A 24,375-nucleotide genomic window follows, 5' to 3' on the forward strand; every position below is an offset into this window, starting at 1 on the left:
GCGCCATCGGAATGTTCACTCCCCATCGGGCAGACCCCTCATGGACGTAAAACGACTTCTCCTCGTGATTCCTCTGGCGGTACTCGCCTACCTGTTGATCGTCCAGTGGAATCAGGACTACGGCCAGGTGACCCCTGAGCCGCAAGCTCCCGCCATCTCGAGCAAGGCCCCGGAAGGGGCTCGCCAGGACCCGGCGTCCTCGGGAAGCGACGACCTCTCGGTACCCGCAACTGCCAGTTCGGCGGATGACATGACCGGTGACATCCCCGGCGAAGCTGCTGCTCCCTCGGGTAGTCGGGATCTGGTCGCCGTCGTTACCGACGTGCTCGATGTCCGTATCGACCCCCAGGGTGGAGATATCGTCTATGCGGCGCTTCCCCAGCATCGCTTCAGCCTCAACTCCGAACGACCCTATGTGCTGCTGTCTGACAGCGAGAGCCGCAGCTATGTGGCACGTTCCGGCCTTCAGCTCGAGGGCCACGAGGGCCGCATCACCTTCACCCCCGAGACGACTGAGTACCGCCTGGGTGACAACGATGAGCGCCTCGAGGTCGACCTGTCTGCCGAAGTGAATGGCGTCGATGTGATCAAGCGCTTCACCTTCGAGCGTGACAGCTACGCGGTGGACGTGAACTACTTCCTGGCCAACAACACCGAGGAGGCGGTCACCGCTCGCTTCATCGGCCAGCTGGCCCGCGACAACAGCAGTGACCCCTCCAGCGGTCCGGCCCTGGGCATGCAGTCCTTCCTCGGCGCGGCCTACTCCACCCCGGAGGACCGCTATCTGAAGGTCGATTTCGAGGAGATCCAGGAAGGCGCCTTCAACAACCGCGACGTTGAAGGGGGCTGGGTCGCCATCATCCAGCACTACTTCACTTCCGCCTGGGCCCCCGCCCAGAACCAGCAAAACCTCTTCTATGCGACCACCGATTCCCGTAATCGCAACGTGGCCGCCTTCGCCGGCCCCACCAGCAACGTCTCGGCTAACAGCGAGGCAACGCTGGGAGCAACGCTCTACATGGGCCCCAAGATACAGGATCGCCTGGAGAACGTGGCGCCTCACCTGGAGCTGACGGTGGACTTCGGCTGGCTGTGGTTCATCGCCAACCCGCTGTTCTGGCTGCTGGACCAGATCCACGACCTGATCGGCAACTGGGGCTGGTCCATCGTGCTTCTGACCCTGCTGGTAAAGCTGGCGCTTTGGCCGCTCTCCGCCAAGGCCTACAAGTCCATGGCGCGCATGCGCAAACTGGGCCCGGAGATGCAGCGTCTCAAGGAGCAGTTCGGCGACGACCGCCAGAAGATGTCCCAGGAGATGATGAAGTTCTACCAGAAGGAGAAGATCAACCCCCTGGGCGGCTGCCTGCCGATCCTGGTGCAAATGCCGGTGTTCATCGCCCTCTACTGGATGCTGCTGGAATCCGTGGAGTTGCGCCACGCACCCTTCATGTTCTGGATTCAGGACCTGTCGGTGAAGGACCCCTACTTCATCCTGCCGATCCTCATGGGCGCCTCGATGTTCGTCCAGCAGATGCTCAACCCGACGCCTCCGGACCCCATGCAGGCAAAGATCATGAAGATGCTGCCGATCGTCTTCACCTTCTTTTTCCTGTGGTTCCCTGCCGGCCTGGTCATCTACTGGGTGGTCAACAACTGCATCTCCATCGTTCAGCAGTATGCAATCACCCGCAAGATCGAGGCCGATCCGAGTATCGGCAAGGGCATGAAGACCAAGTAGCGCGGTACTTCTTCCCGACGTCCAGACCCCCGCCACGGCGGGGGTCTGGCGTTTACGGCACCCGCCCCGGACAATATCTCTTTCTTTCAGCCGAGGAGTCGCCGATGAGCAGCAGCCTCCATGATCAGGACACCATCACCGCCCTGGCTACGCCTCCGGGGCGCGGCGGCGTGGGCATCATCCGCGTCTCCGGTCCTGCCTGCACGACGATCGCCGAGGCCATGGTGGGCCACTGCCCGGCCCCTCGATACGCCCACTATGGCCCCTTCCGCGGCAAATCCTCGGTAATAGATGAGGGCATCGCACTGTTCTTTCCCGGTCCTCACTCCTTCACCGGCGAAGACGTGCTGGAACTTCAGGGCCATGGCGGCCCGGTGATCATGGACCTGTTGCTGGAGCGATGCGTTCAGCTGGGGGCCCGGCTCGCCCGCCCGGGCGAGTTCTCGGAGCGAGCCTTCCTCAACGACAAGCTGGATCTGGCCCAGGCCGAGGCCATTGCCGATCTGATCGAGGCCAGTTCCCGAGGGGCGGCCGAGAACGCCCTGCGCTCCTTGCAGGGCGAGTTTTCGAAGCAAGTGGCGTCACTGGTCCAGCGGCTGATCGAACTGCGCATCTACGTGGAGGCGGCCATCGACTTCCCTGAAGAGGAGATCGACTTCCTGGCCGACGGGCATGTCGCCAACAGGCTGGCCGAGGTCCAGTCGGAACTGGCCGAAGTGCGGGCCGCCGCCGGACAGGGGGCCCTGATGCGCGAGGGCATGAGCGTGGTGATCGCCGGGCGCCCCAATGCCGGCAAGTCGAGCCTGCTCAATGCGCTGACCGAACAGGATACGGCCATCGTTACCGACATCGAGGGGACCACCCGGGATGTCCTCCGCGAGCATATCCACCTGGATGGCATGCCCCTGCACATCATCGACACGGCTGGGCTGCGTGATACCCCGGATGCCGTGGAGAAGATCGGGGTGGCCCGCGCCTGGGAAGAGATCGAGCAGGCCGATCGCGTGCTACTGTTGGTGGATGCTGCCACTACCGATGCCATCGATCCCATGGTCATCTGGCCCGAATTCGTGGCACGCCTTCGGGACCCCTCGCGGTTGACGCTGGTGCGCAACAAGATCGATGCCAGCCACGAATCCCCCGGCATCGATGCTGATGACGTCACCCCGGTGATTCGGCTCTCGGCGAGGAACGGCGCGGGGTTGGAAAGCCTCAGGGAGCACCTCAAGTCGGTAATGGGCTATGCCGCGACCACTGAAGGGCGCTTCTCGGCCCGGCGGCGGCATCTGGAGGCCCTGGACCGGGCCCAACAGGCCCTCTGCAACGGCGCGGCACAGCTTGCCGGCTACGGGGCCGGTGAGCTGCTCGCCGAGGACCTGCGCGATGCCCAGCAGGCCCTGGGCGAGATCACCGGCGAGTTCAGTGCGGATGACCTGCTGGGCGAGATATTCGGCAGCTTCTGCATCGGCAAGTAAGCGGTTTTCCCCTACTCTCCCACCCACCAGTCGCTATGATGACGGCAGGTTGCGCCCAGCAGTGGCGTGACCAGCCGCATGGCGGCTTCCAGCCGCTCGTCGAGACCCCAGGGCGGATTGATCACCAGCATGCCGCTGCCGACCATGCCGCGTTCGCCCTCCTTCACCTCACGCATCCTCAGCTCGCTATGCCAGATCTTGCGCAGCCCACCCTCACGGAGTCCCTCCAGCAGCTCGTGATGATAGCCGGCCGGCAGGAGGGGATACCAGACCAGCACGACGGCATGACGCGCCTTTCGCATGGCTTCGAGTACGGCTTTGGCTACCTGGCCATACTCTGCCTTGCGCTCGTAGCTGGGGTCGACCAACACACACAGGCGCGGCGTAGCCACCGGCAGACGCTTCACCAGCCCCTCCAGGCCGTCACCATGGATACACTGCACATTGTCGGGCATTAGCTGACGGGCCAGATAGCCATGCTCACCGGCGTGAAGCTCGAAGAGAAGCAGCCTGTCCTGCGGTCGCAATCGATCAGATAGCCACCAAGGCGAGCCAGGATAACAGTCGAGCCTGCCGCGCCGATCCTGTACCCGGGCGACGGCGGCGAGCCAGTCACCAAGCAGCGGATCGCTATCGGGTAACGCCCTCGCGTGCCATAGCCGGTCGATGCCCTCTCGATGCTCACCGAGTTTCGCCGTCTCTTCGGCCGCCAGCGGATAGAGGCCACGACCGGCATGGGTATCTACATACGTAACAGCCGATTTCTTACGTAACAGATGATCAATGACCGCGAAAAGCGTCAGATGCTTGTGAACATCGGCGAAATTGCCCGCATGATAGGCATGCTGATAGGAAAGCATGGAAGGAAATCCCTGAGACGGCAACACGAAAAGGGCCCGCCACTGTATGCCAGTGATGGGCCCGGATAGTCAGGCGACAGGGGTCTCTCTTATTGCTGCTGGAAGCGATCCTCGATGGGCGTCAGGGTGATCTCCACCCGACGGTTCTGGGCCCGACCCTGCTCGGTGTTATTGCTGGCAACCGGCTGGGTCTCGCCGTAGCCGCGCATGTTCAAGCGATTTCCTGATACGCCGGACTGGGAAAGGTAGCTACCCACCGCCTGGGCACGACGCTCGGAGAGCCGCTGGTTATAGCTGGCATCGCCGGTACTGTCGGTATGGCCACCAATGTTGACCAGGGTGTCGGGATATTGCTGCAGCACCGCGGCAACATCGTTGAGGGCATTGCGCGCACTGGGCGTCAGGTCGCTTGAATCAAAACCGAAGGTCACTTCGCTCGGCATATTGAGCACGATATCGTCACCGCGACGATCGACTCCGATGCCGGTGCCCTGGGTACTCTGCCGTAGCTGTTCCTCCTGTCGATCCATGTAGGCGCCGATACCTCCGCCGGCGGCGGCCCCCACCGCGGCACCGATCAGGGCGCGATCGCGGCGACTGGTGCTACCGTCGCCGCTGAGGGCACCGGCAGCGGCGCCGACGGCAGCGCCGATAGCTGCCCCCGTTCCAGTCTGGCTACGCTGGGTCTGGCCGGTATTGGGGTCGGTGGTGGCACAACCCGCCAGCAGCAAGACTGTGGCGAAGGGGGCAATAAAACGAAATGATTTCATCATGGGGCATTATCTCCTCGAGTAGACGAGTTCTTCCTTGACCGGTCGATCCTCACTGATCAAGACCAGTAACTCATTCAAGAATAGCAGACCTTGTGGCGATGCCTGCAGCCTGCCGGCACCTTCCACAAGAAGTCCTTTTTCACGGGCCGTAACCAGTCGGGAAAGCAGTGCCTGCAACCCGCGCCCGGTATGGGCCTTCCAGGTCGACAGCGGCACACCCTCCACCAGGCGCAGGGCATTCATGGCGAATTCCAGCGGCAGCTCTCGCTCATCGATATCGCCTTGGCCGGCCACGAAGCCACGTGGGTCGTTGACCCGGCGCAAGTAAGCGTCGGGCAACCGCGATTTCCAGCGGCGGTGAATCTGCAGGCCATCGCTCCCCGCAACGCTGAGCTTGCCATGGGCACCGGCACCGATTCCCAGATAATCACCGAAGTGCCAGTAGTTGAGATTGTGACGCGAGCGCCGACCAGCACGGGCATAGGCGGAAATCTCGTAGCGCTCCAGGCCGGCGGATTCCAGGCGCTCGTGCCCCATGTCCTGGATGTCCCAGAGGACCTCCTCCACGGGCAGCTCGGGGGGAAAAGTATAGAATTCGGTATTGGGTTCCAGAGTCAGCTGATACCAGGAGAGATGCTCCGGGGAGAAGGAGAGGGCCTGATCGAGATCGGCCAGCGCCAGCGCCGGCGTCTGTTCGGGAAGACCGTGCATCAGATCGATGTTGAGGTTGTCGAAGCCCGCGTCGCGGGCCTCCTCGATGGCGGCCACGGCATCGTTACCGCCATGGATGCGCCCCAGCGCCGCCAGCTGCACATCCTGGAAGCTCTGCACGCCCAACGACAGCCGGTTGATTCCCGCCGCCCGATAGGCGGCGAAGCGCCCACGCTCCAGGGTTCCGGGATTGGCTTCCAGGGTGATCTCGACGTCTGCCGCCAGAGGGAGCCGGTCTGCCACGGCCTGCAGCAACCGCTCGTAGAATCCGCCCGACATCAGGCTCGGTGTGCCGCCGCCGATAAAGATGCTCACCAGCTCACGCCCTGCGACCAGAGGCAGGTCAGCCTCGAGATCCGCGATCAGCGCCGCAAGGTAGCTCGCCTCGGGCAGCTCGGCGCTGCGCCCTACCCCATGGGAATTGAAGTCACAGTAGGGGCACTTGCGCACGCACCAAGGCACGTGAATATAAAGCGATAATGGCGGCACTCCAGGCGATAGCGGGATAGAAGCGCTCATCACTGTCCCTGCCCGTGGTTCATCGCCGCCACCAGCGCATGCAGGGCTCGCCCCCGATGGCTGAGGCGATTCTTCTGCTCGGCAGAAAGCTCGGCGGCACTCGCCTCCTGCTCGGGGAGCCAGAACAGTGGATCATAGCCGAAGCCCCCCTCACCGCGAGGCGACTGCAGGATCTCGCCTTCCCAGCTGCGCTGAACGATCAACGGCACCGGGTCCTCGGCATGACGCAGCAACACCAGCACGCACCAGTAGCGAGCCCGGCGGCTGCCCTCCGGCACCTCGGCCAGGGAGGCCAGAAGCCGAGCGTTGTTGCGCGCATCGCTCTTCGGCTCGCCGGCATAGCGCGCGGAATAGATGCCAGGCGCCCCGTTCAGGACATCGACCTCCAGGCCGGAATCATCGGCCAGTGCCGGCAGCCCGCTCAGGCGACTGGCTTCCCGAGCCTTGAGCAGGGCGTTCTCGACGAAGGTCAGGCCGGTCTCCTCGACGTCGGCGACCCCGAAGTCGGCCTGGGGCCTCACATCGTAGCCCAGCGGGGCAAGCAGCTGGTGGAACTCTCTCCGTTTGCCGCTATTGCCGCTGGCCAGGACCAGCAAGGCTGAGGTCATGATCGGTTCTCCGGACGGTAAGACGATGAAATGCGAATCAACCGTTAACAGATAGAAGGTTTCTCATTCTGAATCAGGAGACGTCGCACATAGAACAGAATTCCTTGTGAAAGCCTCCTCAAGTCAATCGGACGTGATCCTGAATCAGACCCGCCAGGGTCTCTGCGGCCTTGTCCGCCGTGGTATCGAGATGCAGCAGGTGCAGGCGTTCCTCGTCGCCGAAGGGCTCAAGCTCGGCTTGCTGAGACGCCAATACGGCGAGGCTCTGCTCGATCGGCACGCCATGGCGCCGAGCACGCTTCTCGATGCGCCGGCGCAGGGTGGCTTGATCGGCCTCGAAGCTGACCAGCAGCACGGGTAACCCCCTCGCCTCGGCCTGCTGGCGCAGCAGGTCGCGTTGCTCGCGCTTGAGGAAGGTGCCGTCGACACAGGTCGTGAACCCTGCTTCCAGCAGTGTGCCGGCACATTCGGCCAGTCGGTAGTAGGTCCGCTCGGTGGCCTCCGTAGTAAACATGTCCACAGCCGGTCGTGATGCCACCGCCTGTGGATCAATGCCGTGCAGCCGCCGCTCCACATCCGAACAGAGGCGCACGGCCCCCAGGCGACCGACCAGCGTCCGGGTGAAGCGGCTCTTGCCACTTCCCGATACGCCGATACCGATGATCAGCGGGGGGAAACGGAACTCGGCATAGGCCTCGGCCAGGTCCAGGTAACCACGACATTCCCGCATGGTCTCGGCAAGCAGGGCAGGGCGTTCGCCATCCTCACCGGCCGCCGGATGACGCTGCAGGGCGCGTCGTGCTCCCGCCAGGGCCTCGACGACACGAAAGATGGAGAGCAGGCGAGCCAGGTCGTAGTCCCCGGACTGGCGTAGGTAGCCATCGAGGGCCTGGCAAGCCAGTCCGCTCTCGCCGTGGGACGCCAGCCCTACCAGCAGCGCGGCCAGGTCGCTGCCCGGATCGACGTGATCATCGATTCCAGGCCCATGGATGTCACGACCGATGGCGTTGGCCAACAGCACCCTACCGTTGTCACAGAGCCGAGTGTCCGGATTCGCGGCGGCCCAGCTGGATGCCAGCAGGCGCTCCCGACGTGCCAGGAAAACCGGCATCAGACGTTCGATATCCTGCTCGAACCAACGGCGGAGAGAGGCCAGACGCTGGCGATCCTCCTCGCCGGGGAGCAACGGCTCGATGGCCGCCACTTCTCCTTCGAACCGCTTCCTGAAGGTCACCAGCCCGGCATTGGAGGGACAAACCTCGCCGAGCGAGTGCCGATGGAAAGCCACCAGCCGATTGACCAGCTCCTCCAGCTGCAGCGTCTCCTCAGGGGCCGCATGTTCGCCATGTGTATGGCTCATCAAGGTGTCTCCCAGTATGGAGAGTGGAGTCTCAGGCCTGCTGCATCGACGCGAATGCCTTCTCGGCACCATTCAGCGTCATCTGGATATCCTCAGGCGCATGAGCACTGGACATGAAGCCGGCCTCGAAGGCAGATGGCGCCAGGTAGACCCCCTGGTCGAGCATCAAGGAGAAGAAACGGCGGAAGGCATCGGCGTCACAGGCAGTGGTCTGGGCGAAGTTATCGACTCGGCTCTGGCCGGTGAAGAAGACCCCGAACATGCCGCCGGCACGTTGGGTGATCATGTCGATGCCTGCGGCATCGGCCCTCTCCTGGAGACCGTTGCAAAGGGTTTCGACCCGCTGCGCCAGGGCATCATGGAAACCCGGCTGACGAAGCTTCCCGAGCAGAGTGATGCCGGCTGCCATGGCCAGCGGATTGCCGGCGAGGGTACCAGCCTGATAGACAGGACCGAGCGGCGAGATCTGCTCCATGATCTCGCGACGACCGCCGAAGGCGCCCACCGGCATGCCGCCGCCGACGATCTTGCCCAGACAGGTGAGATCCGGCTCGATGCCATAGTGAGCCTGAGCCCCTCCCATCGCCACACGGAAACCGGTCATCACCTCGTCGAAGATCAGCACGCTGCCATACTGATCGCAGACACGGCGCAGGGTCTCAAGAAAGTCTGGCTGCGGCGGGATGCAGTTCATGTTGCCGGCCACCGGCTCGACGATGATGCAAGCCACCTCGTTGCCGATCTCCTCGAAGCACTGCTCCACGGCATCGGGATCGTTGAAGGAGAGGGTCACGGTGTGCTCGGCCAGGGAGGCCGGCACCCCGGGGGAACTGGGCTCACCGTGAGTGAGGGCTCCCGAGCCGGCCTTGACCAGCAGCGAGTCGGAGTGGCCATGATAGTTGCCCTCGAACTTGACGATCTTGTCGCGGCCGGTATAGCCCCGCGCCAGGCGGATCGCCGACATGGTGGCCTCGGTGCCGGAATTGACCATGCGCACCATCTCGATGCTGGGGATCATCTCGCAGATCAGGTCGGCCATGGTGGTCTCGATGGCCGTGGGGGTACCGAAGGAGAGGCCGTGATCGAGCCGCTCGCGTACCGCTTCCAGCACCTCGGGATCGGCATGACCGGTGATCATGGGCCCCCAGGAACCGACATAATCGATATAGCGCTTGCCTTCCACATCGAAGAGATAGGCCCCTCGGGCACGCTCCATGAACACCGGAGGACGGTCCATCCCCTTGAAGGCGCGAACCGGCGAGTTGACCCCGCCAGGAATGTGGCGGCAGGCCTGCTCGAAGAGCTGTGCGGATGTGGTCATATCAACCTCTTGCCCTGTAGATACATGCCCGACCGGGCGGGCTTGTGGATAGTTCCTGGATAACCTCGTGATAGCCGGTGAACCGACGGTGAAACGCGTCGAATGACACCTGCCTGCTGCTCTGCTCGAATCGCCCCATTCTCGTCTGCCGGGGAGTCGATGACCAGCCCGTCGCATTATTCCGGCGGGGTGGCAGCATTGATGGTGAGGAAAGAGGGAGTGGCCGGCAACTGCCAGAGACGCCGTGGGAGCCACTGGGCATGTCCCGGTTGCCAGCCGCGAGCCAGCGCCTGCCAGGTAAAGGTCTGCGCCTGCTCACAGGCCGTGACCAGTGACTCGCCCGCCGCCAGACGCGCCGCCAGCGCGCTCGCCAGGGTACAGCCGGAACCGTGGAAGCTTCCCGCGAGACGCGGCCAGGTCCACTGTCGGCTGACGTCAGGTGCGTGCAGGGTATGTTCCACCCGATCCGCGGGCACTCGACCCGCGGGGTGGTCGGTGCCGGTAACCAGCAGCGACTGGCAGCCGAGAGACATCAGCCTGACGGCCCGCTCGGTGTCATCGCCGAACTCGGCACCGGCCAGCCGAGCCAGTTCCTGTCGATTGGGGGTCAGGATATCCACAAGCGGCAGCAAGTCGCGACGCATGGCATCGATAAGCTCAGCTGTGGACAGATCACTCCCGCCCCCGGCCCGGAGCACCGGATCCATCACCACCGGCACCCCCGGTCGACGCCGCAGGATACCCACCACCGCATCCAGCAAGACGCCATCCGGTATCAGGCCGATCTTGATCGCGGCGATCTCGAATTCATCCAGGGCCGCCACCATGGCAACCAGGTCATCGGCTGGCACGGGCCTCACGGTGCTCACGTCCCGGCAGTTCTGTACCGTCAGCGCCGTGGGCACGGTCAACGCCCAGCCTCCGCAGGCAGCCACCGCCTCGCTGTCGGCGACCAGGCCGGCACCACCAGTGGGATCGTGGCCGGCCAGCACCAGCACCGTCGGCAAATGGGGCATCAGTTCATGGGTTTCGGCCATCAGAAGGGCTTCAACACGGCCAGGAAGATGATCAGCAGCAGGGCGATGACCGGCAGCTCGTTGAACCAACGGAAAAACACATGCCCGCGTCGACAGCGCAACTCGGCGAACTGCTTCAGGTAGATCAGGCAGACGTGATGATAGCCCACCAGCAGCGCCACCAGCAGCAGCTTGGCATGGATCCAGCCCTGGGCGAGCCAGGCGGGATTGAGGACCAGCAGGGCGCCCCCGAACAGCAGCACGGCGATCATCGAGGGGGTCATGATGCCGCGGTAGAGCTTGCGCTCCATCACCAGGAAATGATCGATGGCCTGCTGCTCGCCCCTGTCCCGCGCCATGGCGTGATAGACGTAAAGGCGCGGCAGATAGAACAGGGCGGCAAACCAGGTCACCATGGCCGCGAGGTGCAAGGCCTTCATCCACAGATACATGACGACTCCTCAGCCGTGGGTCGAATCGGAAAAGCGGTAATAGCGCTCGATGGCATCTCGGGTGATGATACCCGAAATCCGTTTCTTCTTCGGCCGGTGACCGTGCTCCACGTAGAGAGCATCCAGCGCCTTGTCGTTGAGTCTCTCGAACGCTTCGGAGAGCGTTGCCTGCAGGTGGATCGGTGCCATGTCCAGGCGCTGGCCGGGGATTTCCAGCAGATCCAGCAAGACGCTATCGTTGTCCGATCCGGGCTGGTCGTGCTCCAGCAGCCAGCGGGCCAGGTCAGCTGCCTTGAGCGCCAGAGTCGGCTTGTCGTCCGTGGAACGCTCGATCAGCACCCAGACAGGATTGGAGTCGAGCAGGGCGCTGGCCTGATCACGGGTCACCATGCGCGAGGTGCGCACCAGGCGACGCTCCATCACCGCCGGGACCGATACCCGCGACAGCGCCTGCATCAGGGGCTGCTGGAGCGGATGCTGTCCCGAACGGGTCTGGGTAAGGAAGAACCCCTGACTGCGTCCCAGCTGCCGCGCCGTGAGGCTGGCCACCACCACCGCCAGCATTCCCGGCATGATGATGCCGGGAGTATGAGTGAGCTCGAGAAGGGCCATCAGGGCCGCCAGGGGAGCCTGCAGCACGGCACCCATCATCGCTGCCATGCCCAGCAAGGCATAGACCTCGGGTTCCGAGGCCCCTACCGGCAACAGGGTCTGGCCTGCCAGCCCGCACAGGGCACCGGCCGCCCCACCGACCACCAGGATGGGGCCGATGACGCTGACCGGGATGCCGCATGCCACGCTGAAGGCAGTCAGCAACAGCTTCCCGATCGCCACCACCAGCAGAACATCCACCGCGGCAGTGCCACCCAGCGCCAGCTGCAGGGTGTCGTAGCCCATTCCCTGCACTTCGGGGTACCACCAGGCCACGCCAGCTACCGCCAGCGCCGCCAGGGCGAAGCGCAACGCCATCGGGAGCCGCTGAAGCCGCTCGTGCCCTCTGGACACTCGCACGAACAGTGCCGCCAGCAGGCCGATCAGCAGGGCACTGGCCAGGATCCAGGGAATATCCAGCAAGGACTTCAGATGCAGGTCGGGAATGCCGATGGCGGGTTCGGTACCATAGACCAATTGGGCCACTACGGCGCCCATGGATGAGGCCAGGATCACTGGCATGAAGCCGACGATGGTGTACTCCATCATCACCACTTCCATGGCGAAGATGACGCCGGCGATGGGCGTGTTGAACGAGGCCGAAATGCCCGCCGCCGTTCCGCAAGCCACCAGCACCCTCAGGCTGTTATGGGGCAACCTCAAGTATTGACCCAGGCCGGAAGAGGCAGCCGCCCCCAGGTGAATGGCCGGTCCCTCACGGCCGGCAGAGAGGCCACCGATCACCGACACTACGCCAACCCACCATTGGGTCAGCCAGTTGCGCAGTGGAAAACGCCCCTGATGATAGGTCAGTCGGTCGATCACGTGGATCACGCCGATACGACGCCCCCTGGCAGGCTGGTGGTACAGCCACACACCGATCAGGGCCGCCGCGATCAGAGGCATCAGCACGCGCAGGGTCGAAGGCAGCGCCTCGAAGGCCTCGGGATCGCCGTCGGGAAACAGCAGCAGGCCACCCAGTGACAGCAGCAGGCGGAACACCACCATCAGCCCACCTGTCACGAGACCCGATAGCACGCCCAGCACACAGAGTTGGGGCAGGGCATCGACATTGGCCAACTGGCGACGAAAGCCTTCCAGGCTGAAGTCGGGTAGCGAGAGACGCGGCACGGCGACGCTCCTGTTCGGCCTTGCTGGGGAAGACCCGCCAGACTGGGCCTGGGTAGGTCGCGTTTCTCTTGTGTATCATATCCGCAGCCATAGGTCCCAGCGTCACGTCACCAACCCCAGGAGGCCATCATGATCAAGGTCGGAATCGTCGGCGGCACCGGTTACACCGGCGTCGAACTGCTCAGGCTTCTGGCCTGTCATCCCCATGTGGCAGTGGACGTCATCACTTCACGCTCCGAGGCCGGCACCTACGTCAGCGAGCTCTACCCCAACCTGCGCGGTCACTATGACGACCTGGCCTTCAGCGAGCCCGATGCCGAACAGCTGGCAAGCTGCGATGCCGTCTTCTTTGCTACCCCCCATGGCGTTGCTCATGCCCTGGCCGGTGAGTTGCTCGAGAGAGGGACCCGCGTCATTGACCTCTCGGCCGACTTCCGGCTGCGCGACAGCGACGAATGGTCTCACTGGTACGGCGAGCCTCATGGCGCCCCCGAGCTGCTGGATCAGGCGGTCTATGGCCTGCCCGAGGTCAACCGTGAGCGCATCCGTCAGGCACGGCTGGTCGCCGTCCCCGGCTGCTATCCCACCGCCGTGCAACTCGGACTGCTGCCGCTGCTGGAGGCGGGACTGATCGATGCCGACCGGATCATCGCCGACTGCAAATCCGGCGTCACCGGCGCCGGCCGCGGGGCCAAGGTACCCTCCCTGCTGGCCGAAGCCAGCGAATCCATGAAGGCCTATGGCGCTTCGGGCCACCGTCACCTGCCGGAAATTCGTCAGGGGCTGGCCGATGCCGCTGGTCGCCCTGTCGGCCTGACCTTCGTGCCTCACCTGACACCGATGATCCGCGGTATCCACGCCACCCTCTACGGCCGCCTGACCACTGAACCGGATGATCTCCAGGCACTCTTCGAGCGGCGCTTCGCCAACGAACCCTTCGTTGACGTGATGCCGCCCGGCAGCCATCCCGAGACGCGCAGTGTAAAAGGCGCCAACCTCTGCCGCCTGGCGATCCATCGTCCCGGCGACGGTGACACCGTGGTGGTGCTCTCGGTGATCGATAATCTCGTCAAGGGGGCCTCCGGTCAGGCCGTGCACAACCTCAACCTGATGCTTGGCCTCGATGAACTGGCCGGCCTGGATGCCCCAGCCATCATGCCCTGATGGCACGACTCACATCCCAACACCAAAGGTCGCCGGGAGATGGTCGCTCCCGACAAAGTTGACCCTTTTGCTGGGGATTGTGGATAATCCCCTCTCGCAAGACATTCATCGACCCAGGGGAGGTCACCCATGAGTGGTGCCGCATCCTTCGTTCCCACCCCCTTGATGCTCTCGGATGGGGCCCGTGCCCGTCTCACAGCGCTCATCGAGGAACAGGACAACCCCCGGCTCAAGCTGCGGGTCTACGTCACCGGTGGAGGCTGTTCGGGCTTCCAGTACGGTTTTGACTTCGCCGAGGAGATCGCCGACGACGACACCCTCGTCGAGTTCGGAGAGGTGGCCCTGGTGGTCGACCCCCTCTCCTACCAGTACCTGGTCGGCTCTACCGTCGACTACGAGGAGGGGCTTGCCGGTGCCCGCTTCCTGGTCCAGAACCCCAACGCTACCACCACCTGCGGCTGCGGTGCCTCCTTCATGGTCTGACCACCAGCGTTGGCTCAAAGGCAACAGAACGCTTTTCCTTCCACTTGACGCTTCCCCGGGAACTCGCCATGGTTTAGGGCGTACTCCACAAACAACTTCTATCCATGGGGACTCGTATGAAACGTCAACTGAAAACCGCCACCCTGGCCGCCAGTGTCGCGTTCGGGCTGGGACTCACCAGTGCAGCCATCGCCGATGATCATGTTCTCGAGGTCGTCACCGACCCGAGCTTCGTTCCCTTCGAGATGATGGACCAGGAGACCGGCGAGATGGTCGGCTTCGACATGGACATCATCAGTGAACTGGCAGAACGTGCCGGTTTCGAATACAACCTGCGCACCATGGACTTCAACGGCATCATCCCTGCCGTGCAGACCGGCAACGTCGACATCGCCATCGCCGGCATCACCATTACCGAGGAGCGTGAGGAGATCGTCGACTTCTCCGACCCCTACTACGACAGCGGTCTACGGATCCTGGTGAGCGCCAGCGATGACAGCGTCCAGGAACTGGATGACCTCGAAGGCAAGAAGATCGGTACCAAGATCGGCTCCACCAGCTATGACTTCCTGGAGGAGAACCTGGGTGACGAGGCCGACATCACCCCCTATCCGGGCAGCAGTGACATGTACATGGCTCTGCTAGGCGGCAGCGTCGACGCTGTATTCTATGATGCCCCCAATGTCGGCTACTTTGCCCAGAGCCGTGGCGAGGGCCGGGTCAAGGTCGTGGGAGATCTCTACGAAGGCCAGCAGTACGGCATCGCCTTCGTGCAAGGCAGCGAATGGGTCGAGCCAGTCAACGAGGCCCTGGCGGAAATGCGTGAAGACGGCACTTACGACGAGATCCACGCCAAGTGGTTCGGTAGCGCAAGCGACGAATGACGGACGTCGCCTTTTGATCGCGGGGCCGGGCACTCGACCCGGCCCCGTTGCGTTGCGCGACCGGCACGCTTCCCCTGTCGTCACCCTTGCGTCTTGACGGAGAAACCTTGTGGACGTCACCTTCCAATTCGACTGGCAGGCGGCCTTTGCCTCCATTCCCCACCTGCTACCAGGGATTCCCTATACGCTGCTGATCTCCTTCGTAGGACTGGCCATCGGCTTCATCATCGGCATCATCTTTGGTCTATTGCGGATCAGCCCCTTTGCCTGGCTGCGGATCCCCGCGATCACCTACATCGAAATCTTTCGTGGCACACCGGTACTGGTCCAGGTGCTTTTCATCTTCTACGGTCTGCCCCAGCTGCTGGGTGGACCGATCAATGCACTGGTGGCCGGTATCGCCGCCATTGCGGTCAACTCGGGAGCGTACATCTCGGAGATTGTTCGCGGCGGAGTGCAGTCGATTGACCGTGGCCAGAAGGAGGCCGGTCTCTCACTGGGGCTCTCCCGACGCCAGACCTTCCGCTACATTATCTGGCCACAGGCCTTCCGGCGCATGATCCCATCACTTGGCAACCAGGGCATCATCAGCATCAAGGACACCTCACTGTTCTCGGTGATCGGTGTCGGTGAGCTGGTCCGTCAGGGCCAAGTCTACATCGCCACCACCTTCACGGCCCTGGAAGTCTATCTGATGGTCGCCATGCTCTATCTGGCGATTACGCTCTCCCTGTCGTTGGTGCTGCGCATCATCGAACGCAAGGGCCTGGCCGGACAATAAGGAAAGCGCGACATGAACCAAGACAAGTCCTCTTCCGCCGCCGACCCCATCGTGCACCTCGACAAGGTCAACAAGTTCTTCGGCGACCTGCATGTGCTGAAAGATATCGACCTGGAGGTCTCACCCGGGGAGGTAGTCGTGATCGTCGGTGCCAGTGGTTCAGGCAAGTCAACGCTGATCCGCTGCATCAATGGCCTCGAGGAGTTCCAGCAGGGCCATATCGAGGTCGATGGCAACGAATTGCTGCCGCATGGCAAGGCGGGCAAGGCACTGCAGAAGATCCGTACCGAGGTGGGCATGGTCTTCCAGCAGTTCAACCTCTTCCCGCACTTGAGCGTGCTCGACAACGTGACCCTGGCGCCCATGAAGGTACGTGGCTGGAGCCGCCTGGACGCCATCGAAACGGCAGAGCGACTGCTCGAGCGCGTGGGCATCAGTGACCAGGCGGTTAAGTTTCCCGGGCAGCTCTCGGGCGGTCAGCAGCAGCGGGTGGCCCTGGCCCGCGCCCTGGCGATGGAGCCACGCCTGATGCTGTTCGATGAGCCGACATCGGCGCTCGATCCCGAAATGATCGGTGAAGTCCTCGATGCCATGCGTAAGCTGGCAGGAGAAGGCATGACCATGATGATCGTGACCCACGAGATGGGCTTCGCCCGGGAAGTTGCCGACCGGGTGATCTTCATCCATCAGGGCGAGATTGCCGAGGAGGGGCCGCCCGAAGAAGTCCTGGATCGCCCCCGCAACAAGCCGACCCAGCAGTTCCTGTCGAGGGTCCTCAAGCACTGATCCCGCTCTTATCGCGTACCTCGCCAAGGCCCTGTCGTTATCGACAGGGCCTTTTTTTGGCTGTGGACAAAAAAAATGGTAAACCAGGCCCGGGCAGCCTGGAGCCCCCGTCATGCGGGGAAATGGAGGCTTCATGTCGGGTTGTTCACAGTTGCGGTAACAAGCCGGGTAGCAGACGGTGGACAAGCCGTGTTCGAAGTGAGCTGTGGATAAGGAAGCTTTCCGTCCACAGCCTCCCGACACCTCGTTCGCAGGCAGTCACCCTCTTGTCCGTTCAGGAGTCAACACCGTAATGCATTGAAAAAATGGTAGTTTATTTACTTATCCACGGAAAATGTCCACACCAGTAGTTACTACCACAACAGAACTTCTTTTATATATTCTATTTTATTGTTTAGGAGTGGAGAGCGAGCGTTGATCCATGCGATCCGATGTGGAAAACCCTGACGATTACCCACAGGAGGTTTATACTGGGCCGCTGATTTCCACTCATGACTGTGATTTCGGTGCATTGCGCCGAGAGGTGACCCTTGGAGTATCCCGACCGCTTTGACGTCATCGTCATCGGCGGCGGCCATGCCGGAACCGAAGCCGCCCTGGCCTCGGCCCGCATGGGCTGCCGGACCCTGCTGCTGACCCACAACATCGAGACCCTCGGCCAGATGTCCTGCAATCCCGCCATCGGCGGGATCGGCAAGAGTCATCTGGTCAAGGAAATTGATGCCCTCGGTGGTGCCATGGGTCTAGCAACCGATCTCGGTGGCATCCAGTTCCGTGTGCTCAATGCCCGCAAGGGGCCGGCGGTCCGTGCCACCCGGGCCCAGGCCGATCGGGTCCGCTACAAGGCGGCCATTCGCACCATGCTGGAAACCCAGGAGAACCTGACGCTCTTCCAGCAGGCGGCCGGCGACCTGGTCGTCGAAGGTGATACCGTGCGCGGCGTGGTCACCGAGACCGGCATCCGTTTCCTGGCCGAGACCGTGGTGCTGTGCACCGGCACCTTCCTCGGCGGGGTGATCCATATCGGCCTCGATACCAGCCGTGGCGGCCGCGCCGGTGATCCCCCCTCCAATGCTCTGGCCGAGCGGCTGCGAGCGCTGCCGTTCCGGGTCGACCGCCTGAAGACCGGGACGCCGCCCCGGCTCGATGCCAAGAGCGTCGATTTCTCCCGTCTCGAGGAGCAGCCCGGTGACAGCCCGACGCCGGTGATGTCCTACCTCGGCAACCGCGAGTTGCACCCTCGGCAGGTAAGCTGCCATATCGCGCACACCAACCAGCGCACCCACGAGATCATCCTCGCCAACCTGGACCGTTCGCCGATGTACTCCGGGGTGATCGAGGGAGTCGGGCCACGCTACTGCCCTTCCATCGAGGACAAGGTGCACCGCTTTGCCGACAAGGCGAGCCACCAGATATTCATCGAGCCGGAAGGCCTCGACACCCATGAGCTCTATCCCAATGGCATCTCCACCTCGCTGCCCTTCGACGTGCAGTTGCAGGTGGTACGCTCCATCGCGGGGCTGGAGAACGCTCATATCACCCGCCCGGGCTACGCCATCGAGTACGACTTCTTCGATCCCCGGGATCTGCGCCATTCGCTGGAAACGAAGTTTATCCACAACCTCTATTTCGCCGGCCAGATCAACGGCACCACCGGCTACGAGGAAGCGGGGGCCCAGGGGCTGCTGGCCGGCCTCAACGCCGCACGGCGGGCCCGTGGGAATGAGGCCTGGTCACCGCGGCGTGACGAGGCCTACCTGGGCGTGCTGGTCGATGACCTGATCACGCTGGGGACCAAGGAGCCCTACCGCATGTTCACCTCGCGGGCCGAATACCGCCTGCTGCTGCGCGAGGACAACGCCGACATGCGTCTCACCGAGACCGGTCGCGAACTGGGCCTCGTGGACGATGCCCGCTGGTCGGCCTTTGCGGCCAAGCGCGAGGCAGTCGAGCGCGAGAGCGCGCGCCTCCGGGCCAGCTGGGTGCAGCCGGGTACCCCCGCGGCCGCCCGGGTCGAGGCCAGGACCGGTACGCCGTTGTCTCGCGAATACAGCCTGATGGACCTGCTGCGGCGCCCTGAGCTCGCCTATGGTGACCTCGCGGGGCTGCCCGGCATGGAAGGGCAGGCGGTCGACGACGACGCGGTGGCCGACCAGGTCCAGATCCAGGCCAAGTACCAGGGCTACATCGAGCGACAGCAGCAAGAGATCGACAAGCTCAAGCGCCACGAGGCCACGCCGCTGCCGGACGACCTTGACTACCAGCGCGTCGAGGGGCTGTCCCACGAGATCCGACAGAAGCTCGAGGAGACACGTCCCGAAACCCTGGCCCAGGCAGGACGCATATCCGGCGTGACCCCGGCGGCGGTCTCGATCCTGCTGATTCACCTCAAGAAGCGACGGCTACTCGACGATGGCCGGGCGGCCAGCGCATGACGAGAGTCGCGCAATCTGTCGAGACGCGTCTCGACAGCGGCCTGGCGGCGCTGGGTATCGCCGTGGATGACGAGCAGCGTCGTCGGCTGCTGGCGTTGGTGGGGCTGTTGCACAAGTGGAATCGCGCCTATAACCTCACCGCGGTACGCACACCGGAGGAGATGGTGACCCGCCATCTCCTCGACAGTGCCGCGGTGCTGCCCTTCGTCAATGGAACGCAACTGCTCGACGTGGGCTCGGGGGCGGGTTTACCGGGCCTGGTGCTGGCGATTCTCGAGCCGAGCCTTGCGGTTACGCTGCTCGACAGCAACGGCAAGAAGGTACGCTTCCAGCGCCAGGCCGTGATGGAGTTGGACCTTTGCAACGTGACGCCGGTACAGGCCCGGGTCGAAGCCTTCGAACCCGTTGTCGGAGGCTATGCCCAGATAATCTCGCGGGCTTTCTCGAGCCTGGGCGATTTCATCGCGCTGACCGCGCGCCTGGTGGCACCGAGCGGCGAGTGGCTGGCCATGAAGGGGCCCGCCGTGGATGATGAGCTGGCGGATCTTCCCGAAGAGATCGTCGTGGCAGAACGACACGACCTCGCGGTGCCCTACGAGACCGGGAGCCGGCAGCTCGTGGTCCTTCGGCACCGGGATGTGACCCAGGCCTGACCCAGAGGCGTCTGTTTCCCCAGCAAGGGAGTTGCCAGTGACCAAGATCATAGCCTTGACCAACCAGAAGGGCGGGGTGGGCAAGACCACCACAGCCGTCAATCTCGCTGCCAGCCTGGCCGCCCTGGATCGCCGCGTGCTGCTTGTCGACCTGGATCCCCAGGGCCATGCCACCATGGGCAGCGGCGCCGACAAGCATGATCTGGATGGCAGTGTGCTCGACGTGGTGCTGGGTGAGAAGCGTCCCACCGAGGTCATCCTCGACTGCCCCCAGGCGGGCTACGCTCTGCTGCCCGGCAACGGCGACCTCACCGCCGCCGAGGTTGAACTACTCGACCGTCGAGAAGGGCGGGAACGTTGTCTGGTGAAGGCCCTGGACGAGGTGGCCGGTGAATATGATGTGGTCTTGATCGACTGCCCACCGTCGCTGAACATGCTCACCGTCAATGCCCTGACGGCCGCCGATGGTGTGTTGATTCCGCTGCAGTGTGAGTTCTACGCCCTCGAGGGGCTGTCAGCGCTGCTCGATACCGTGGAGCAGATCAAGGACAGCGTTAACCCTCAGATCGAGATCTACGGGATCCTGCGCACCATGTTCGACGCCCGCAACAGCCTCACCCGCGATGTCAGTAAGCAGCTGCGGGACTACTTCGGCGATGCGCTGCTCAAGACCACCATTCCGCGCAACGTACGGGTTGCCGAGGCCCCCAGTCATGGGCTGCCGGTAACCAAGTACGCCCGCTTTTCGCGCGGCAGCCAGGCCCACCGGGTGCTGGCGAAGGAACTGATCCGGCGACTGTCCCTGTAGGCCGGTCGCCGAATACCGCTGGTAGTGATGAGGGAATGTCGATGACGCGTAAACGCGCCCTGGGACGCGGCCTGGATGCCCTGATCGGTGCCAATGCCCGCCGTCATGAAAGCCTTGATCTGCCCGAGGTCGATACGTCCGAGGCCACACCGGTCCTGGACCCCTCGGAAAACACCCCCGAAGAGCGACTCGAGCGGCTTCCGCTGGGGCAGCTCTCGCGCGGCAAATACCAGCCGCGTCGTGACATCCAGCCGGAGGCGCTGGAGGAACTGGCCGATTCAATTCGCGCCCAGGGCGTGATGCAACCCATCGTGGTGCGTCCCGTCGGCGAGTCGCGTTACGAGATCATCGCCGGTGAGCGTCGCTGGCGTGCCGCCCAGCTCGCCGAACTCGACGTGATTCCCGCGGTGATCCGCGACGTCACCGATGAGGTCGCGCTGGCCCTGGCACTGATCGAGAATATCCAGCGCGAGGACCTCAATCCCGTCGAGGAGGCGATGGCCTTGAAGCGCCTCCTTGAAGAGTTCGCCCTGACCCAGCAGCAGGTGGCCGATGCCGTGGGCCGCTCCCGTGCCCAGGTGGCCAACTTGCTGCGGCTGCTGACGCTGGACCCCGAGGTGCAGACCCTGCTCGAGCGCGGTGACCTGGACATGGGGCACGCTCGGGCGCTGCTGGCGCTGTCCGGGGCTCGCCAGCGCAAGGCGGCTCATGAGGTGGTCAACAAGGACCTCACGGTTCGTGACACCGAAGCGCTGGTCAAGCGCATAGCCAGCGGTGAACCCGCCAAACCGCAGCGTGAAGCGCCATCCGCGGACGTAGCCGGACTGGAAACGCGTCTTGCCGAGGTGCTCGGGGCGCCCGTGAAAATCCAGCACGGCCGCGGTGGCAAGGGACGGGTGACCATCCGTTACGCCAGCCTCGATGAGCTTGACGGTATCCTGGAGCATATTCGATGAGATGTTCGGTCATGGGCAGACTTCGGTGCTGTCGACAACCTGTCCCCCTTTGGTCGAAGAGGGATTCTATATCGCTGGAATCACCGTCACTCTGGTTGAAGGGGCCGGGGGGGTCCCCTATAATCCGCCGTTGTTTGCCTATGGGTCTGAGCCCGATGCGAGAGGCATGGCGAGTGGCACATGGCTAGCCTGACGGCGATGCAACGGCGACCGAATTATCGCCGTCTGCTGCAGGCTCAGGCGAGCGCTATCGTCGTCATCACGCTCCTCGCCCTGGTGACAGACGGGCAGGAGGCAGCCACTTCGGCCGTAACGGGCGGGCTGATCTGTCTTCTTCCCAATCTGTTCTTCGTCTGGCGACTCGGCGTACTGGGAAACCGGCGGCAGGCAAGGCGCTTCGTGTCCAATTTCTATCGGGCCGAAGCGGGCAAGCTCGGTTTGACGGTGGCACTGTTCGCCCTGGTGTTCGTGTCAGTGCCCCCCTCAAACCTGGCTTTTTTCTTTGGCGCATACGTGGCGGTTCACTTCATGCACTGGCTGGCTCCCTGGCTGCTGCGTGGCTGACCGACCCCAACGAGAGGCAGATCCATGGCTGGTAACAACCCCTCGCCGACCGAGTATATTCAGCACCACCTGCAGAATCTGACCTTCGGCTATCATCCCGAGAACGGCTGGTCGATGGCGCACTCTGCCGCCGAGGCCCAGGAGATGGGGTTCTGGGCCCTGCACCTGGACACCATGGGCTGGTCCATCGCCATGGGTGTGCTGTTCATCTGGCTGTTTCGCAAGGCCGGCAAGGTAGCGACCACCGGCGTACCCGGCACCCTGCAGAACATCGTCGAGATGATCTTCGAGTTCGTCGAGAATACCGTTCACGGCGCCTTCCACGGTCGTAACCCGATCATTGCCCCGCTGGCCCTGACGTTGTTTGTCTGGATCTTCCTGATGAATCTGCTGAAGCTGATTCCGGTGGACTACGTGCCTGAAATCTTCCTTCGCCTCGGCGTCGATTACATGAAGATGGTGCCGACCACCGACCCCAACGCGACCCTGGGCATGGCGTTTGGCGTCTTCCTGCTGATCATCTTCTACAGCCTCAAGGTCAAGGGCGTCGGCGGCTTCGCCAAGGAACTCTCCCTGACCCCCTTCAACCACTGGTCGTTGATCCCGTTCAACCTGGTTCTCGAGATCATTGGTCTGCTGGTCAAGCCGCTTGGTCTCGGCCTGCGTCTCTTCGGCAACATGTTTGCCGGTGAGGTCATCTTCATCCTCATTGCCCTGCTGCCGTTCTGGGTGATGTGGACGCTGAACGTACCCTGGGCGATCTTCCATATCCTGGTCATCAGCCTTCAGGCCTTCATCTTCACCGTGCTGTCCGTCGTCTACCTGAGCCAGGCGCACGAACATCACTGAAACGCGCAACATTTGATCAACCCTCAACCTTGAACCTCAACTCGAGAAACTAGGAGCACCACCATGGAACTCGTCTACATTGCTGCCTCCCTCATGATCGGTCTGGGCGCCCTGGGCACCGGTATTGGCTTCGCCATCCTCGGCGGCAAGCTGCTGGAATCCACTGCACGTCAACCGGAGCTGGGTGATCAGCTGCAGACCAAGACCTTCCTGATGGCCGGTCTGCTCGATGCCGTGCCGATGATCGGTGTGGGTATCGCGATGTACCTGATCTTCGTTGTTGCCGGTTAACGTGCTGCATACCGGGCGTCCTGCGCTCGGTTTGCCTGTTTCCGGTCGCCACGAACCAGTCAGAGGTACATCCCTGTGAATATCAACATGACGCTTATCGGGCAGACGATCGCCTTCGCGATCTTTGTCTGGTTCTGCATAAAGTTTGTGTGGCCACCGATCAGTAACGCGCTCCACGAACGGCAGCGCAAGATCTCCGATGGCCTCGATGCGGCCAGCCGGGCTTCACGCGACCTCGAGCTCGCCCAGGAAAGGGCGGATGCTACCCTTCGCGAAAGCAAGGAGCAGGCTTCCCAGATCCTCGAGCAGGCCAACAAGCGCTCCTCGCAGATGGTCGAGGAAGCTCGCGAGCAGGCCCGCGCCGAAGGTGAGCGCATCGTGGCTTCCGCACGTGCCGAGATCGACCAGGAAGTCCAGCGTGCCAAGGACGAGCTGCGCGCTCAGGTGTCGCATCTGGCGGTCTCCGGGGCCGAGCGGGTTCTTGAAGCCTCCGTCGACGAGAAGGCACATCGCAAGCTGCTCGACAAGCTTGCGGCCGAACTGTGAGGAGGTGACCCATGGCGGAACTGTCTACCGTCGCACGACCCTATGCCAAGGCAGCGTTCGACTATGCCCATGCCCATCAGGCATTGGATGCCTGGTCCGGCTGGCTGGTCACGCTGGGTCGCGTCGTCGCCGTGCGTGATGTCGAGAAGCTACTGACCCATCCGGGCCTGGCTGCCGAGCGCAAGGTCGCCCTGCTGCTGGAACTGGCGGAAGTCGACATCGACGAGGCGGGACGTCGCTTTCTTGACGCCCTGGGCGAGAAGGGCCGCCTGCCGGCTCTGCCGGCCATCGCCGAACAGTTTGAGCGGCTGCGCGCCGAGGTCGAGAAGCGCGTCGATGTCACCGTGGTCTCGGCCTATCCGCTGGACGACGATCAGCAGAACAAGCTCGCCGGTGCGCTCAAGAAGCGCCTGAATCGCGAAATCTCCATTACCACTCAGGTGGACTCCGCGCTTCTCGGTGGTGTCATCCTGCGTACCGGCGACACCGTCATCGACGGGTCGGTACGCGGTCGACTGACACGCCTTTCCGAAGCCCTTACCGCTTGAGTCTGAGGGACA

General features: G+C 63.3%; 25 protein-coding genes. 16 read left to right on the forward strand and 9 right to left on the reverse strand.

What is annotated here, in order from left to right; translation table 11 throughout:
• The first annotated feature begins 40 nt into the window (after positions 1-40).
• Together yidC and mnmE are read left to right on the forward strand one after the other, a co-directional pair.
• Positions 41-1,738: a membrane protein insertase YidC gene (gene yidC / locus HALO32_RS01405; RefSeq protein WP_151442002.1), complete on the forward strand. Its 1,698-nt coding sequence runs from the start codon at positions 41-43 to the stop codon at positions 1,736-1,738.
• A gap of 104 nt (positions 1,739-1,842) precedes the next feature.
• The gene (gene mnmE / locus HALO32_RS01410; protein ID WP_151442003.1) at positions 1,843-3,213 is read left to right on the forward strand and encodes a tRNA uridine-5-carboxymethylaminomethyl(34) synthesis GTPase MnmE; all 1,371 of its coding nucleotides are present in this window, start codon (positions 1,843-1,845) and stop codon (positions 3,211-3,213) included.
• 11 nt (positions 3,214-3,224) lie between these two features.
• On the opposite strand, the gene HALO32_RS01415 is transcribed toward mnmE, so the two are convergent.
• The 9 genes from HALO32_RS01415 to HALO32_RS01455 form a co-directional block, all read right to left on the reverse strand.
• A complete protein-coding gene (locus tag HALO32_RS01415; protein WP_151442004.1) occupies positions 3,225-4,073 on the reverse strand; it encodes a 23S rRNA (adenine(2030)-N(6))-methyltransferase RlmJ in 849 nt (282 codons plus the stop codon).
• 89 nt (positions 4,074-4,162) lie between these two features.
• Complete coding sequence (locus HALO32_RS01420; RefSeq protein ID WP_407646799.1) at positions 4,163-4,846, reverse strand: OmpA family protein; 684 nt, start codon at positions 4,844-4,846, stop codon at positions 4,163-4,165.
• Positions 4,847-4,852: 6 nt separating this feature from the next.
• Complete coding sequence (gene hemW, locus HALO32_RS01425) at positions 4,853-6,076, reverse strand: radical SAM family heme chaperone HemW (protein ID WP_151442005.1); 1,224 nt, start codon at positions 6,074-6,076, stop codon at positions 4,853-4,855.
• On the reverse strand, positions 6,076-6,684 hold the full coding sequence (rdgB, locus tag HALO32_RS01430) for an RdgB/HAM1 family non-canonical purine NTP pyrophosphatase (RefSeq protein ID WP_151442006.1): 609 nt from the start codon (positions 6,682-6,684) through the stop codon (positions 6,076-6,078). Before rdgB ends, hemW begins: the two co-directional genes overlap by 1 nt.
• Positions 6,685-6,802: 118 nt before the next feature.
• Complete coding sequence (locus tag HALO32_RS01435; protein ID WP_151442007.1) at positions 6,803-8,044, reverse strand: AAA family ATPase; 1,242 nt, start codon at positions 8,042-8,044, stop codon at positions 6,803-6,805.
• Positions 8,045-8,075: 31 nt separating this feature from the next.
• On the reverse strand, positions 8,076-9,365 hold the full coding sequence (hemL, locus tag HALO32_RS01440; protein ID WP_151442008.1) for a glutamate-1-semialdehyde 2,1-aminomutase: 1,290 nt from the start codon (positions 9,363-9,365) through the stop codon (positions 8,076-8,078).
• 176 nt (positions 9,366-9,541) lie between these two features.
• Positions 9,542-10,402: a bifunctional hydroxymethylpyrimidine kinase/phosphomethylpyrimidine kinase gene (thiD, locus tag HALO32_RS01445; RefSeq protein ID WP_225809639.1), complete on the reverse strand. Its 861-nt coding sequence runs from the start codon at positions 10,400-10,402 to the stop codon at positions 9,542-9,544.
• A complete protein-coding gene (hemJ, locus tag HALO32_RS01450; protein ID WP_151442009.1) occupies positions 10,402-10,833 on the reverse strand; it encodes a protoporphyrinogen oxidase HemJ in 432 nt (143 codons plus the stop codon). The genes thiD and hemJ overlap by 1 nt, the downstream gene beginning before the upstream one ends.
• A 9-nt stretch (positions 10,834-10,842) precedes the next feature.
• On the reverse strand, positions 10,843-12,615 hold the full coding sequence (locus HALO32_RS01455; protein ID WP_151442010.1) for a chloride channel protein: 1,773 nt from the start codon (positions 12,613-12,615) through the stop codon (positions 10,843-10,845).
• A gap of 129 nt (positions 12,616-12,744) precedes the next feature.
• Between HALO32_RS01455 and argC the strand changes: the two genes are divergently transcribed.
• The 14 genes from argC (at position 12,745) to HALO32_RS01525 (ending at position 24,363) form a co-directional block, all read left to right on the forward strand.
• On the forward strand, positions 12,745-13,779 hold the full coding sequence (gene argC, locus HALO32_RS01460) for an N-acetyl-gamma-glutamyl-phosphate reductase (RefSeq protein WP_151442011.1): 1,035 nt from the start codon (positions 12,745-12,747) through the stop codon (positions 13,777-13,779).
• Between the two features lie 129 nt (positions 13,780-13,908).
• Positions 13,909-14,262 carry an iron-sulfur cluster insertion protein ErpA gene (gene erpA, locus HALO32_RS01465; RefSeq protein ID WP_151442012.1) on the forward strand — a complete coding sequence of 118 codons (354 nt, stop codon included), beginning with the start codon at positions 13,909-13,911 and terminating at the stop codon, positions 14,260-14,262.
• 116 nt (positions 14,263-14,378) lie between these two features.
• Positions 14,379-15,146 carry a transporter substrate-binding domain-containing protein gene (locus HALO32_RS01470; protein ID WP_151442013.1) on the forward strand — a complete coding sequence of 256 codons (768 nt, stop codon included), beginning with the start codon at positions 14,379-14,381 and terminating at the stop codon, positions 15,144-15,146.
• A gap of 109 nt (positions 15,147-15,255) precedes the next feature.
• The gene (locus HALO32_RS01475; protein WP_151442014.1) at positions 15,256-15,927 is read left to right on the forward strand and encodes an amino acid ABC transporter permease; all 672 of its coding nucleotides are present in this window, start codon (positions 15,256-15,258) and stop codon (positions 15,925-15,927) included.
• A gap of 12 nt (positions 15,928-15,939) precedes the next feature.
• Positions 15,940-16,713, forward strand: coding sequence for an amino acid ABC transporter ATP-binding protein (locus HALO32_RS01480; RefSeq protein ID WP_151442015.1), 774 nt, complete (start codon positions 15,940-15,942; stop codon positions 16,711-16,713).
• A 530-nt stretch (positions 16,714-17,243) separates the two neighbouring features.
• Positions 17,244-19,148 (forward strand): tRNA uridine-5-carboxymethylaminomethyl(34) synthesis enzyme MnmG, encoded by a 1,905-nt coding sequence (gene mnmG / locus HALO32_RS01485; protein WP_151442016.1) that lies wholly within the window; start codon positions 17,244-17,246, stop codon positions 19,146-19,148.
• Entirely contained in the window at positions 19,145-19,801 is a 657-nt protein-coding gene (gene rsmG, locus HALO32_RS01490; RefSeq protein ID WP_151442017.1) for a 16S rRNA (guanine(527)-N(7))-methyltransferase RsmG, read from the forward strand. Before mnmG ends, rsmG begins: the two co-directional genes overlap by 4 nt.
• A gap of 37 nt (positions 19,802-19,838) precedes the next feature.
• Positions 19,839-20,609, forward strand: coding sequence for a ParA family protein (locus tag HALO32_RS01495; protein ID WP_151442018.1), 771 nt, complete (start codon positions 19,839-19,841; stop codon positions 20,607-20,609).
• 41 nt (positions 20,610-20,650) lie between these two features.
• A complete protein-coding gene (locus HALO32_RS01500; protein ID WP_151442019.1) occupies positions 20,651-21,565 on the forward strand; it encodes a ParB/RepB/Spo0J family partition protein in 915 nt (304 codons plus the stop codon).
• Positions 21,566-21,745: 180 nt separating this feature from the next.
• The gene (locus tag HALO32_RS01505) at positions 21,746-22,129 is read left to right on the forward strand and encodes an ATP synthase subunit I (RefSeq protein WP_151442020.1); all 384 of its coding nucleotides are present in this window, start codon (positions 21,746-21,748) and stop codon (positions 22,127-22,129) included.
• A 24-nt stretch (positions 22,130-22,153) separates the two neighbouring features.
• Positions 22,154-22,978 carry a F0F1 ATP synthase subunit A gene (atpB, locus tag HALO32_RS01510; RefSeq protein ID WP_151442021.1) on the forward strand — a complete coding sequence of 275 codons (825 nt, stop codon included), beginning with the start codon at positions 22,154-22,156 and terminating at the stop codon, positions 22,976-22,978.
• A 63-nt stretch (positions 22,979-23,041) separates the two neighbouring features.
• Positions 23,042-23,269: a F0F1 ATP synthase subunit C gene (gene atpE / locus HALO32_RS01515; protein WP_023006402.1), complete on the forward strand. Its 228-nt coding sequence runs from the start codon at positions 23,042-23,044 to the stop codon at positions 23,267-23,269.
• A 75-nt stretch (positions 23,270-23,344) separates the two neighbouring features.
• Positions 23,345-23,815, forward strand: coding sequence for a F0F1 ATP synthase subunit B (locus HALO32_RS01520; RefSeq protein WP_151442022.1), 471 nt, complete (start codon positions 23,345-23,347; stop codon positions 23,813-23,815).
• Between the two features lie 11 nt (positions 23,816-23,826).
• Entirely contained in the window at positions 23,827-24,363 is a 537-nt protein-coding gene (locus HALO32_RS01525) for a F0F1 ATP synthase subunit delta (protein WP_151442023.1), read from the forward strand.
• The last annotated feature ends 12 nt before the right edge of the window (positions 24,364-24,375 follow it).

This window comes from Halomonas lysinitropha (genome assembly GCF_902500215.1).
Lineage (GTDB): Bacteria > Pseudomonadota > Gammaproteobacteria > Pseudomonadales > Halomonadaceae > Halomonas > Halomonas lysinitropha.

Coding starts and splice junctions, on each gene's coding strand:
- yidC (WP_151442002.1), top strand. CDS start 41: ATGGACGTAAAACGACTTCTCCTCGTGATTCCTCTGGCGGTACTCGCC.
- mnmE (WP_151442003.1), top strand. CDS start 1,843: ATGAGCAGCAGCCTCCATGATCAGGACACCATCACCGCCCTGGCTACG.
- HALO32_RS01415 (WP_151442004.1), bottom strand. CDS start 4,073: ATGCTTTCCTATCAGCATGCCTATCATGCGGGCAATTTCGCCGATGTT.
- HALO32_RS01420 (WP_407646799.1), bottom strand. CDS start 4,846: ATGATGAAATCATTTCGTTTTATTGCCCCCTTCGCCACAGTCTTGCTG.
- hemW (WP_151442005.1), bottom strand. CDS start 6,076: ATGAGCGCTTCTATCCCGCTATCGCCTGGAGTGCCGCCATTATCGCTT.
- rdgB (WP_151442006.1), bottom strand. CDS start 6,684: ATGACCTCAGCCTTGCTGGTCCTGGCCAGCGGCAATAGCGGCAAACGG.
- HALO32_RS01435 (WP_151442007.1), bottom strand. CDS start 8,044: ATGAGCCATACACATGGCGAACATGCGGCCCCTGAGGAGACGCTGCAG.
- hemL (WP_151442008.1), bottom strand. CDS start 9,365: ATGACCACATCCGCACAGCTCTTCGAGCAGGCCTGCCGCCACATTCCT.
- thiD (WP_225809639.1), bottom strand. CDS start 10,402: ATGGCCGAAACCCATGAACTGATGCCCCATTTGCCGACGGTGCTGGTG.
- hemJ (WP_151442009.1), bottom strand. CDS start 10,833: ATGTATCTGTGGATGAAGGCCTTGCACCTCGCGGCCATGGTGACCTGG.
- argC (WP_151442011.1), top strand. CDS start 12,745: ATGATCAAGGTCGGAATCGTCGGCGGCACCGGTTACACCGGCGTCGAA.
- erpA (WP_151442012.1), top strand. CDS start 13,909: ATGAGTGGTGCCGCATCCTTCGTTCCCACCCCCTTGATGCTCTCGGAT.
- HALO32_RS01470 (WP_151442013.1), top strand. CDS start 14,379: ATGAAACGTCAACTGAAAACCGCCACCCTGGCCGCCAGTGTCGCGTTC.
- HALO32_RS01480 (WP_151442015.1), top strand. CDS start 15,940: ATGAACCAAGACAAGTCCTCTTCCGCCGCCGACCCCATCGTGCACCTC.
- rsmG (WP_151442017.1), top strand. CDS start 19,145: ATGACGAGAGTCGCGCAATCTGTCGAGACGCGTCTCGACAGCGGCCTG.
- HALO32_RS01500 (WP_151442019.1), top strand. CDS start 20,651: ATGACGCGTAAACGCGCCCTGGGACGCGGCCTGGATGCCCTGATCGGT.
- HALO32_RS01505 (WP_151442020.1), top strand. CDS start 21,746: ATGGCTAGCCTGACGGCGATGCAACGGCGACCGAATTATCGCCGTCTG.
- atpB (WP_151442021.1), top strand. CDS start 22,154: ATGGCTGGTAACAACCCCTCGCCGACCGAGTATATTCAGCACCACCTG.
- atpE (WP_023006402.1), top strand. CDS start 23,042: ATGGAACTCGTCTACATTGCTGCCTCCCTCATGATCGGTCTGGGCGCC.
- HALO32_RS01525 (WP_151442023.1), top strand. CDS start 23,827: ATGGCGGAACTGTCTACCGTCGCACGACCCTATGCCAAGGCAGCGTTC.